Below are 12065 nucleotides of genomic sequence, written 5' to 3' on the forward strand. Positions count from 1 at the left end.
ATGAAAACAAATAAAAAACTTTTTACAAGGACTATAACATTTAGTCCTTTAGTTAGATTCTTTCATTGGATTCGTGCATTTTGTATATTTTTCTTAATTTTTAGTGGATTTTATTTAGCGTATCCGTTTTTAATACCAGAAGTCAGTGCTACACCTACAAATTTTTTATATGCTTCATTTAGGAGTTTTCATGTTATAGCTGGCTTTTTGCTTATAGCTGTATCTTTTTTTAGAGTGTATTTATTTTTTACAAGTAAAAGTAAAGGAGAGAGGGTTTCTGCAAAAGATTTATTTGATACAAAGGTGTGGATAGGACAGATTAAAAATTATTTATTTTTAGGTGCTCACCCGCATATAAAAGGTGTATATAATCCAATTCAATTTTTTGCATATTTAGTTTTTGCAATATTAATTTTAATTATTTCTCTTAGTGGTGTAATTTTATATTATCATGTTTATCATGATGGTCTTGGTGGCATACTAGCTTATATGTTTAAATGGCTAGAAGTGGCAGTTGGTGGTCTTGCAAATGTGCGAATTATTCATCATATTGCTACTTGGACTATTATTTTATTTATACCAGTGCATGTTTATATGGTAGTATGGAATGCAGTAAAACATCCAGATGGAGGGGCAGATTCTATTGTAGGTGGATATAGATATCAAGAAGCTCATTTAAAAGAGTAGTATGAGAATACTTATTCTTGGTATAGGAAATATTCTTTTTGGAGATGAAGGAATAGGTGTTCATTTATCAAATCTATTAAAAATAAATTATAGATTTAGTTCAGCTGAACATAGCCTAGATATAATAGATGGAGGGACATTAGCTCAAGCTTTGATACCTCTTATCACCTCATATGATTATGTAATTTTATTAGATTGTATTAATGCAGTTGATGGTAAAGTAGGTGATGTATTTTTCTTTGATTTTGAAAATATACCAAATAATATTAATTGGCAAGGCACGGCACACGAGGTAGAAATGCTTCAAACTTTGAAGATGATTGAAATGTTGGGGGATTTACCAACAATAAAAATCATTGCAACTATTCCAGAAATAATAAATGATGATGCCATGTTTAATTTATCTATAAAAATACAAGATTCTGCATTGTTTATGCGTGATATTGCGCTTAAACATTTAAAAGATTTAGGTTTTAGCATAGATGAAGTTGATAATAAACACTTGCAAGAGATAGCCAATAATTCATTTAAAGGTTACGAGTGATATTAAAATTTGTTTTCTTGTATAAAAATTCAAATAAAGATTATTTTTTAAAAATTATGCAGAATCTTGCTAATGAATTTGACTTAAAGCATAGCAATATGACTTTGGATAGCGAATTTTTATTTTTTGTTAATGGTAATGATGACAATCTTGGCTTGTTTGCAGATAGTATTTCAAATAGGATTCCACTATCTCTTTATTTTATATTTAAAAGTGTTGATGTGGTAAAAGAAATACCAAAAGAAAGCCTCTCTATACTTGATAAAAGCTCGTCGTCCTTTGATTTTGATTTAATAGAGTTAAATAATATAAAAGATATTGATGGAGAATATTTTTGTGATATTTTTTCTTATCCAAAACATAAAATATCATTTGATATAACATTTAATCAAAAAAATATTAAGTCAAAACAAGATTTGCTAGATTCTATGCAAAATATCGTTTTAAATTTAAAATCAAGGCAAAATATTGAGATTCAAACTACAAAAGGCAAAATATCTTTATGTATTGATAATAAAAACTTTGATTTGATTTTAGCAAATGATATTTCTACAATAAGTCTTTATACAAGGGCAAATAAAGATGAATTAGATGCGCTTGCTACTTTTGAAAAGCCGATAGTAAAACTCAAGATAAAAGATGTATTTATTAATGAATTAGGATTTAAAAGTGCAAAGTTTATTTTACCATATGACCCGATATTATCGATATTATCAAGCTTTTTAATAAAATTTGATATACCATTTTTATATCTAAAATATACTAAAGATTCTAGCGATGGCTTGTATTATAAAAGTCAATATAGTGATAGATTTTTTGAGATTGTTCTTGGAGATAATGGATATTTTATAGAAAAGAATTTTTTAGATTCTAAAATTTCTTTAGATTCTTTTATAGAATCTAGCTTTATACATAATAATCCTATGCTAATTTTTTATATAAGCACAAATAATCCAAGTATATTTAGAATTCAAAATATTTCAAATCTTATTAAAATTGATTTTGATATAAACCCAAAAAATTTGTTAAAGCAATTATCACAACGTAACAATGGCACTAAATTGATTCAAAATTATAAAAATATTTATAAAGATAGAATCGATTATATCGATAGTTTTGGTGATGATATAATATTTAGTCAAAATATTCTTGATATATTACGCCCAATAAGTGTCATTCTTGGATATACTAAGGAATTAAAACAAGATGAAGTTTTTAGATATGCTGATAGATCTTTGCGAGATATTGGTCCAAGAATTGATTTTAAAACTATCAATGTAGAAGGCAATGTGTGTTATGACCCATTATCTACGATCAGTTCTACTATGAGCTTTACTCTTGCAGGGGTTGAAAATGAGGTGATATGCTATGGTATATTTGATAGTCTAGCAGATTTTTTTATTAACATTATTAGAGATGTAAATATAAATTATAATATTAAAGATATAGGAATTATTGGTAACTTATTTATTAATAAAATATTTTTTAATAAGATTACAAAGAAGTTTCCACAAAATTTTACATTACATTATCCAAAATATGTGGATTTGAAACAATGAGGGAGTAGGTGGTGTATAGCATAGGTGTTTATTTTAAGATTTTTTTATTTATTCCAATACTTATAGCATTGCTTATAAATATAGGTTGTGTTGTATTTGGTGTATTATTTGTTACACTTGTAGGTAGGCATAATTTAGTCTTATTTTCTGAAGTTTATACAGGATTTGTTGTTTTAATTAACATATTAATAGTTTTTGCTGTGATGTATTTATCAAATAGATTTATAAGAGATAATACAATAAATGCATTAAATAATTTTTATCAAGATATGCAGAGTTTTTATAAATCAAATCAAGATAGCTTTACTTCCTGGTCTCAAAGTATAATAACCTCTCCTGAAGAAGTAGTAGAAATATCAAGGTATTTTCATAATAATATTGCACAAAAAATATATGATTTGAATTATAGAATAAACCATGATCCACTTACTGGACTTCGCACTTATATGACATTAAGAGATGATTTGATGAAATATCAAAATCATGTAATAGCAGTTATGAATATAAGTAATTTTAAAGAAATCAATAGCTTTTATGGACTTGAACTTGCAGATAAGATTTTGGATTCTATTGCATCGATATTAAAAAATTATTTTAAGAGTGAAAATTATTTATTATATAGGATAGCAGGCGATGATTTTGCAATTCTTTGGGTGAATTATACAGATAGAAGTATTTTTGTAAAAAAGCTTGATGATTTTTTAGAATATTTAGGTAGAAAAGAAATATTAGTTGATGGTTATACTTGTATAAATTTAACTGCAACAATAGGTATAGCATTTTCTTATGATAGTGCAAAATATAGCATGGTAAATGCACTTATGGCACTTCATCATGCAAAAGAATATAAAAATCCAATAGTAATATATAATAAAAATCTACCAACGCTAAGCGTGCTTAAAAACAATATTCAATACACAGAAATCATCTATCACGCACTAAAAAATCAAGATGTTATTCCATTTTATCAAAGAATAGAAGCTGTTCAAGATTCTCTAATACAGCAAGAAAAAAAGCATAAATATGAAGCATTAATGCGTATTAAAGATAAAGATAATCATATAGTGCCACCTTCATTATTTTTAGAGATTGCAAAGAGATCTAATGCATATTTAAAATTATCAAAATTGATGATAGAAAAATCTTTTGCATTTCTTTCTACAAGAGATGATTTGATATTTTCTGTGAATCTATCTTTGGAAGATATGTCATCTCCTGAATTTTCTATGTGGTTTATGGATAGAATTGTTCGTTATAATTTAGAAGGAAGAGTGGTAGTTGAGATTACAGAACAAGAGAGTATAAAGGATTTTGATAGTGTTAGTAATTTTATTGCAAATGTAAAAGAATTAGGTGTCAAAATCGCTCTTGATGATTTTGGAAGTGGATATTCTAATTTTTCAATTTTAATGCAGTTGCAAATAAATTATCTAAAAATTGATGGCTCATTAATAAAAAATATAGATAAAGATCAAAATGCAAAAATCATTGTTGAGACTATTGCAAGATTTGCAAAATTATTAAATATATACACAATAGCCGAATTTGTAAGCTCCAAAGAAGTATATAATGTGGTAAAAGACATCGGCATTGATTATGTGCAAGGCTATTATACAGGAAAGCCATTGCAAAATATATAGCTATTTTCGAATCTGTCCATCTCCATATATTTGATATTTATAAGTAGTGAGGCTATCAATTCCCATTGGACCTCTTGCGTGTATTTTTGAAGTTGAGATTCCCACTTCAGCACCAAATCCAAATTCACCACCATCGCTAAACCTTGTGCTTGCATTTACATATACACAAGCAGAATCTACTTCATCTAAAAACTTTTCTGCCATAGCATAATCATCTGTTATAATGCAATCAGAGTGAAATGAGCCATAAGTTTTTATATGCTTTATTGCTTCATCTATATTATCTACTATTTTTAAATTTAGTGTATTATCGCCATATTCTTCATAAAAGTCATTATCATTTAAATGTGCTAAATTAAATTTATTTGCAATACAATCTTGTGCTTTTATCGTGATATTATTATTTTTTAAACTAGTAATCAAATCATACAACATATCAGAATCTTTATGGATTAATATCGTTTCTATACTATTACAAGCAGAAGGTTTTGAAGTCTTTGCATTAATTGCAATTTCTATTGCTTTTTTTTGATTACAAGTTTTATCAATATACATAGCACATACACCTTTATCGTGTTTGATAACAGGTATTTTTGAATGAAGAGATACAAAAGAAATAAGTCCTTCTCCACCTCGTGGTATCACTAAATCTATGTATTTATCTTCTTTTAGTAGCAATTCTATAGAATCCCTAGAATCTATAAAACCAATAATTGATGTTGGTAGATTATATTGTATAAGTGTGTCATGAAGTGCTTCTAAGATTGTTTTATTTGATTCTAGTGCTTCTTTACCGCCTTTTAGAATACATACATTTCCACTTTTAAAGCACAATGCTCCTACATCGCTTGTTACATTTGGACGCGATTCATAGATGACTGCAATCACACCAATAGGCACGCTAATTTTTCTTATCTTTAAACCCGCATAATTTTCAAAACCATCAATAACTTTTCCAAGAGGACTTTTTAATTTTGCAATCACTCTAATAGAATCTGCTATATCATCAATTTTCTTAGAATCTAATTTTAATCGCTCAATCATAGAATTTGATAGATTTGCCGCATTTTGGATATCTAATTTGTTTGCTTCTAGGATTTTATGTTTCATTTTTATAATATTATCTGCCATTGCATTTAATATTTCATTTCGCAAAATATCAGGTAAATTAGCTACGATTTGTTTTGCATTTCTTGCATTTTCTAATATATTTTTCATAAATATTATTCCAAAGTTTAGATTAAAAAAATTATACTTAATTAAAGTCCATTTTTGAACTTAAAATATATCGCACATTTTTATATACAAAATCTAGTTTTTGTGAATGCAACATAAGTCGCTTTGCCCCAAATAGCTTTATCCTGTCATCATCATTTAGCTTAGAATCCAAATAATCCCTAGCATAACAATCGCTTACTCCATATAGGCATTCTCCTAAGATTCTGTGTCCAATATGGCTTAAATGCAGTCTTATTTGATGTGTTCGTCCTGTTATTGGCAGGGCTTTTATAAAAGATATATTTTTGTCTTTATGATACGCAATAAGTTTTATTTTTGTAATAGATTCTTTGCCATCATTTGAAATAATTGATTTAATGCCTAAATCTTTATTTTTATCTTGTTCTTTAATCTTTAGATTGATAATGCAATCACTTATTTTTCCAAATACAAAAGCTAGATATTCCTTTTTTATACATTTTTCTTCAAACATTTGTTTTAATTCAATTTCGCTATTTTTATTTCTTGATACAAGCAAGATTCCGCTAGTCTCACTATCCAATCTATTTATAGGATTTGCTTCCTTGCCTAGATGGAATCTAATGCTATCTAGTAAGCTATGATGATAGAATCTCCCTTTTGGGTGGATTAAAATCTTTTCTGGTTTATCAAAAATTGCAAAATCTTTTGTGCTAAAAATCGGTTTTATTCCAATATCTTGCTCTTTGAAAATACTAATTTTTATATCTCCATACACAAAGGCACTTTTATCAAAAAATGGCTTATCTTGTATTTTTATTCTACCTTTATCTACGCATTTTTGGGCTTGTTTTTGTGTATAGTTTAGTGTATCTTGCAAAAATTTTATAATCTTTATTTTATTTTTTATATGAAATTCTTGCTCGATAAAAGGCATTATCTTATTAATATTTTCATTAAATTTAGTGCTCTAAATCTATGCGAGATAGAATCTTTTATATCGCTATCTAGCTCTCCTAGGCTCTTTTCAAATCCATTTGGTATGAAAATAGGATCATAACCAAAGCCCCTATTTCCTAGAATCTTATTTATCACTTTACCACTAAGAAACCCATGAGTTGTAAGAATCTGCTTATTTTTTATAACTGCTACGCAAGATATAAAGTATGCATTTGAAGATGTTATATTTTTATTATTTAGCTCTTTTATCACTTTGTTTATATTATCAATATCACTTGCATCTTTTGCATTATTGATATTTTCTTTATTATTAAAGTCATTTATATTTGCATATCTACTAGAATAGATTCCAGGTTTATAATCTAATTCTTCTATGCAGATTCCGCTATCTTCACTCATTAAAATATAATCTTTTAATATCTCTTTTGGCAATCTTTCTTGCAATGCCTTTACTTTTAGTATTGCATTTCCTTTGAAAGTGGTAGCATTTTCTATCACATCAAAAGATTCTACAAAATCGCTAAATATATTAACTTCCAAATCTAATATATTTTGTATTTCTCTTGCTTTATGCTTATTTTTGCTAAATAAGATAATTTTCACTCAATCTCTCTTTAGATATATTTTTGTAGAATTTGAAATTTTAAAGTTTATATAAAGAATGGTGAAAATATGTTTAAAGTTATAGGTTCTCTAAGCTTGATTGCAGGACTTAGATTTTTTGGCTTATTTGTTGTTATGCCGGTTTTATCATTGTATGCAATAAGTTTAAATATCGATCACAAAGATGATATGGCATTGGTTGGATTTGCAATAAGTGCATATGCAATAAGTCAGATTGTATTTCAAATTCCTTTTGGAATCTTAGGTGATAGATATTCAAAACGAAATGTTATTGCTTTTGGACTTGTTATATTTATCATAGGCTCTCTTATTTGTGCGTATGCCACAAGTATAGAAATGATAATTATAGGTAGAATTATTCAAGGAGCTGGTGCTATTGGAAGTGTAGTGAGTGCAAAGATCACAGATTTAGTGCTTGAAGAAAAACGTGGTAGTGCTATGGCATTTATGGGTATTGCTATATTTATTAGTTTTATATTAGCTATGATTGTTGGTCCTAGTGCAGGTATGAAATATGGTGTAGATAAGCTTTTTATCCTTACTGCAATATTGTCTTTTTTTTCTATCATTTTATTATATACACTTGTGCCAAAAGCTCCACATCTTGAATATTTATCTACTAAAGGTGTCTCAAAATATAAAAATATTATAAAAAATAAAAATATCATGATTTTAAATCTTAGTGTATTGATACAAAAATTTTTGATGACTTTTGCATTTACGATTATTCCTGTTGTTTTAGTGCATCATTTAGGAATGAATGAAAAAAATATTTGGATTGTATTTGCTCTATCTGCAATAATTGGGCTATTTATGATTATTCCAAGCATGATAATATCAGAAAAATATAAAAAACCAAAGATTGTTTTGCTTTTTGGAATTATTCTATTTTGTTTAGCATTTGTTTTTATGGGTATGGGCGATGCAAAACAGAATCTAATGATTTATTCAATTGGTGTTATTTTATTTTTTGGTGCATTTTGTATTCAAGAGCCTATTTTGCAGAATCTTGCTTCAAAATATCCAAAAATGCAAGAAAAAAGTCTCTCTCTTGGAATCTTTACTACTTTTGGATATTTAGGTTCGTTTTTTGGTGGAATTATTGGTGGAAAATTATTTAATCATATCGATTTTGTATATATTGCTATTTTTGTATTTATATTTATGATTGTTTGGTTTGTGATATTGCTAAGGCTCATAAATCCAAGTTTGCAAGAAAATCTATATATTTCGTTAGATAAAGATATAACAAATCTAGATTCTATAAATTCTTTAAATGGAGTGATTGAGAGCTATATAAATAAAAGCCAAAAACTTCTTATCATCAAATATAATAATAAAATAGTAAGCAAAGAAAAACTAAGTAATGAAATAAGGAAATTTTTATAATGATTAGCAAAAAGATTCTAAATACATTTGGTAGAACAAATGCTAAATACGGGCTAATAAAAGAAGGTGATAGAGTATTGTTAGGCTTAAGTGGCGGTAAAGATTCTATGTTGCTTGCTTTGATTTTATCTCGCCTTAAATCTCATGCTCCATTTAAATTTGATTTTAAAGCAGTTACGATTGATTATGGTAGGGGCGGGGAATATGAATATATATTTGAATATTGTAAAAAATATAATATTCCTTATGAATTATATAGGACAAAAATATATGAAGCATTAGAAGAAAAAAAGCGTCCAAATAGCTCATATTGCAGTTTTTGTTCTCGTATGCGAAGAGGAGCGCTGTATTCTAAAGCATTAGAAGGTGGATACAACAAAATAGCTCTTGCTCATCATCTAGATGATGCCGCAGAGAGTTTTGTAATGAATCTAAGTTATAATGGAGCACTTCGATCTATGCCACCTATCTATAAAGCACAAAATAATCTAATTGTAATTCGCCCTTTGATTTTTGTGCGTGAGAGACAGATTATAGATTTTATTGCAAGTAATGATATTTATATTGCTCCTGATTGCAACTGCCCGATAAATTGGCAAAGTGATGATAAAAAGCCTTATGCAAGAGAAAATGCAAAAAAATTACTAAAAGATTTAGAAGAATCTAATAGCGAGTTTTTTATCTCACTAAAAAAAGCAATGAGCAATATTCATATAAATTCATTTTGTGATGAGCGATATTTGGATGTATAGATTCTAAAAGAATCTATATTTTTCAATATAAAATGGTGTTAATAATCTAAAATCTACTCTTTTAAATCCCTTCTTTTTGGATAAAATTAATAATTTTTCTAGCTAAGTTATAAAATTAAGCGATACACTTTCTTTGTATTTTATGTCAAAAATAAAAAGCTTTTAAATTTTAGAGGCTTATAATAGATTTTAAAAAGTTAGATTAAGGGCATAAAGCCCTTTTTTAGAGTTTTGATATTTTTTTATCTATTTAGTTTCTTTTCTAGCTGTTCTACAACTCTCCAAGTAGGTATTACAGAATCTGGATTAAGAGATATAGAATCTATTCCTTCTTTTACTAAGAATTCTGCAATTTCTGGGTAATCACTTGGCGCTTGACCGCATATTCCACAATATTTTTTATGTTTTTTACATGCTGCAATAGCTCTTCTAAACATTTCTAGCATAGCTGGATTTCTTTCATCAAAAATAGAGCTTACAAGCTCGCTATCTCTATCCACACCTAAAGTAAGCTGTGTTAAGTCATTTGAACCAATAGAGAATCCATCAAATAATTGTAAAAATTCATCCGCTAGTATTACATTTACAGGCAATTCACACATCACATAGATTTCTAGCCCATCTTTGCCAGATTCAAGTCCATTTCGTCTCATTATTTCTAGGATTTTTTTGCCTTCTTCTGGAGTTCTTAAAAATGGCACCATAACTTTCATGTTTGTTAATCCCATCTCATCTCTTACTTTGGCTAAACCCTGGCATTCCCACTCAAATGCTGTTCTATAAATATCAGAATAATATCTATTTGCACCTCTATATCCAAGCATAGGATTTTCTTCATGTGGCTCATAAGGAGCTCCACCAATCATGCCTTTGTATTCATTTGTTTTAAAATCACTTGTGCGGACAATTACAGGATTTGGGTAGAATGCTGATGCAATCATACCAATACCTTCGGCGATTTTGCTTGTAAAGAAATCTTTTGGACTATCATATCCGCATATAATTTTCTTTATCACATCATAATCTTGCACATCTTTTTTGCCATTTTGCATATCTACTAGTGCTACTGGGTGAGCTTTGATATTATTTATTGTAATAAGTTCCATTCTAGCAAGCCCTACACCATTATTTGGTAATTGAGCAAAGCTAAATGCTTTTTCTGGATTACCAACATTCATATAGATTTTAGTTTTTGTTTTTCCCAAATCCGAAATATCTTCCACTTCTGTGTTGTATTCAAAGATTCCATTATATACAAATCCTTGCTCGCCTTCTGCACAAGATACAGTTGCTTTGATACCATTTGCAAGCTTTTCTGTCGCACCAGTTGCACCAACTATAGCAGGGACACCAATTTCTCTAGCGACAATTGCAGCATGGCAAGTTCTGCCACCTCTATTTGTAATTACTGCAGCAGCTTTTTTCATCGCTGGTTCCCAATCTGGGTCTGTATTATCAGTAACTAAAATATCGCCTTCTTTGATTTCTCCCATGTGTTCAATATCTTGGATAATTTTTATTTTACCATGGCTGATTTTATCACCAATTGCCATCCCTTTTACCAAAGTATGTTTTTTATCAACAGGTTTTTTAAAGCTAAATTTTTCTATTTTATTTATATTGTTTGTTTTTTTCTTTTGACTTTGCACGGTTTCTGGTCTAGCTTGCACTATAAATATATCCCCGCTTTTACCATCTTTTGCCCATTCCATATCCATAGGTCTATATTCGCCAGCTTCTTTTGTATAGTGTTCTTCAATGATTATTGCATATCTTGCAAGGGTTAGTATATCTTCATCAGTAATGGAGAATGTTGTTAGTTCTTCTATTGTTGTTGGTATATTTCTAGTTGGTCTTTCACTACCTATTGGTGCATATACCATTTTTATATCTTTTTTGCCCATTTCTCTTTTTATAATAGGTCGTTTTCCTTGTTTTAATGTTGGTTTAAATACATAAAATTCATCTGGATTTACGGTTCCACCAACTACATTTTCACCTAAGCCCCAACTTGAGGTGATAAATACAGCATCTTTAAATCCCGTTTCTGTATCGATTGAAAACATAACTCCGGAGCTACCAATATCGCTTCTTACCATTTTTTGCACACCAACACTAAGTGCAATTTTAAAATGATCAAAATTTCTACTAGCACGATAGCTAACAGCTCTATCTGTAAATAAAGATGCCATACATGATTTTACATAGTGTATTAAATTTTGTGGTTCGCTTATATTTAGGTAAGTATCTTGTTGTCCTGCAAAACTAGCATCTGGGAGATCTTCTGCTGTTGCAGAGCTTCTTATTGCTACATCGGCATTTTTCATGCCATATTCTTTGCTTAGGATTTCATAGGCTTCTAAAATTTCATCTTTTAAATCTTGTGGAAAAGGAGTAGTAAATATCAATTCCCGAATCTTTTTTGATCTAGCTTTTAGCACATCTATTTCTGATGTATCAACATTTTCTAATAAATCTTTGATTTTTTGTCTAATATTTCCACTATCTAATAGATACCAATATGCTTCACTTGTGATTGCAAATCCATTTGGCACTTTTATACCAACTTGAATAAGCTCTTGAAACATCTCACCTATACTAGCATTTTTCCCCCCAACTAAATGAACATCCTTGTTATTTATCTCTTTGAAAAACTTTATATATTTCATACACAAATCTCCAACCTAAAAAATTATCCTAACATTATAAAACA

Annotated in this window: 10 protein-coding genes; 6 read left to right on the top strand and 4 right to left on the bottom strand. The window is 28.6% G+C overall.

From position 1 onward, the window contains the following. Genes cybH through CQA42_RS07505 form a run of 4 tightly spaced genes read left to right on the top strand, consistent with a single transcriptional unit; the run spans position 1 to position 4430 of the window. Complete coding sequence (gene cybH / locus CQA42_RS07490) at positions 1-687, top strand: Ni/Fe-hydrogenase, b-type cytochrome subunit (RefSeq protein WP_115584074.1); 687 nt, start codon at positions 1-3, stop codon at positions 685-687. Between the two features lies 1 nt (position 688). Further along, positions 689-1231: a HyaD/HybD family hydrogenase maturation endopeptidase gene (locus CQA42_RS07495; protein ID WP_115584075.1), complete on the top strand. Its 543-nt coding sequence runs from the start codon at positions 689-691 to the stop codon at positions 1229-1231. After that, positions 1228-2790, top strand: coding sequence for a hypothetical protein (locus CQA42_RS07500; protein WP_115584076.1), 1563 nt, complete (start codon positions 1228-1230; stop codon positions 2788-2790). Before CQA42_RS07495 ends, CQA42_RS07500 begins: the two co-directional genes overlap by 4 nt. Positions 2791-2798: 8 nt before the next feature. Beyond that, the gene (locus CQA42_RS07505; protein ID WP_147289273.1) at positions 2799-4430 is read left to right on the top strand and encodes an EAL domain-containing protein; all 1632 of its coding nucleotides are present in this window, start codon (positions 2799-2801) and stop codon (positions 4428-4430) included. Here CQA42_RS07505 and CQA42_RS07510 read toward each other — a convergent pair whose 3' ends face one another. Genes CQA42_RS07510 through CQA42_RS07520 form a run of 3 tightly spaced genes read right to left on the bottom strand, consistent with a single transcriptional unit; the run spans position 4431 to position 7190 of the window. Then, positions 4431-5648 carry a glutamate-5-semialdehyde dehydrogenase gene (locus CQA42_RS07510; protein ID WP_115584078.1) on the bottom strand — a complete coding sequence of 406 codons (1218 nt, stop codon included), beginning with the start codon at positions 5646-5648 and terminating at the stop codon, positions 4431-4433. It lies immediately after the preceding gene. A 37-nt stretch (positions 5649-5685) separates the two neighbouring features. Further along, positions 5686-6564: an RNA pseudouridine synthase gene (locus CQA42_RS07515; protein WP_115584079.1), complete on the bottom strand. Its 879-nt coding sequence runs from the start codon at positions 6562-6564 to the stop codon at positions 5686-5688. Continuing rightward, positions 6564-7190, bottom strand: coding sequence for a non-canonical purine NTP pyrophosphatase (locus tag CQA42_RS07520; RefSeq protein WP_115584080.1), 627 nt, complete (start codon positions 7188-7190; stop codon positions 6564-6566). The genes CQA42_RS07515 and CQA42_RS07520 overlap by 1 nt, the downstream gene beginning before the upstream one ends. Positions 7191-7259: 69 nt before the next feature. On the opposite strand from CQA42_RS07520, the gene CQA42_RS07525 reads away from it, so the two are divergent. Together CQA42_RS07525 and CQA42_RS07530 are read left to right on the top strand one after the other, a co-directional pair. Continuing rightward, positions 7260-8600 (top strand): MFS transporter, encoded by a 1341-nt coding sequence (locus CQA42_RS07525; protein ID WP_115584081.1) that lies wholly within the window; start codon positions 7260-7262, stop codon positions 8598-8600. Then, positions 8600-9352, top strand: coding sequence for an ATP-binding protein (locus CQA42_RS07530; RefSeq protein ID WP_115584082.1), 753 nt, complete (start codon positions 8600-8602; stop codon positions 9350-9352). Before CQA42_RS07525 ends, CQA42_RS07530 begins: the two co-directional genes overlap by 1 nt. A gap of 242 nt (positions 9353-9594) precedes the next feature. Here CQA42_RS07530 and ppsA read toward each other — a convergent pair whose 3' ends face one another. Continuing rightward, positions 9595-12021: a pyruvate, water dikinase gene (ppsA, locus tag CQA42_RS07535; RefSeq protein WP_115584083.1), complete on the bottom strand. Its 2427-nt coding sequence runs from the start codon at positions 12019-12021 to the stop codon at positions 9595-9597. Between the last annotated feature and the right edge of the window lie 44 nt (positions 12022-12065).

It is taken from the genome of Helicobacter sp. MIT 99-5507 (genome assembly GCF_003364295.1).
GTDB lineage: Bacteria > Campylobacterota > Campylobacteria > Campylobacterales > Helicobacteraceae > NHYM01.